The 566-nt window shown below is 42.4% G+C and carries 1 pseudogene; it reads left to right on the top strand.

From position 1 onward, the window contains the following. Positions 1 to 566: pseudogene (locus tag ACFINI_RS10145) on the top strand (hypothetical protein); the annotation flags it as partial.

The following is a 566-nucleotide window of genomic DNA, read 5'->3' on the forward strand; positions in this document are numbered from 1 at the left end:
TCAGCTTTATTCCTTGCATCAGACGCTAGCGATGTATTTAGGAGGGGGAGCTAGCTATGAAGGTGGCGAATGGAGGGCTCCGGAATTCAAGGTTTCACAATTCAATTCTGATGGTAGTTCGTCAGAAAAGAAGATCTATCATGATGTAGCAGGAGCTTTTGATGGTGTCAGTGATGGTATGACGAATATCAACGAGCGTATTCATGATGTTGAGAAGAATGTGGCGAGCAATGGTTTGAATTGGAATGAAGAAGAAGGCGCGTATGATGCGAAGCATGATGGTAAGTCGAGTAAGATTACGAATGTATTGGATGGTAAGATAGAAGAAGGCTCGCAAGAAGTTGTTAATGGTGGTCAGCTTTGGAGCACGAATGAGAGGGTAAAAGAGGTCGAAGACAAAGTAGATACGATAGATCAACATGTGAAAGATATTGAAGTAGCCGTAACAGATGGCGTTGTTAACTATGATAAAGATAGTGATGGGAAAAAGACCAATAGCATTACGTTAGTAGGAGGCAATGACAGCGAACCTGTTATGATAGACAATGTAGCGGCAGGCAAGATTG

The organism is Bartonella sp. AA56HLJMS, from assembly GCF_042197145.1.
Taxonomy (GTDB): Bacteria; Pseudomonadota; Alphaproteobacteria; order Rhizobiales; family Rhizobiaceae; genus Bartonella.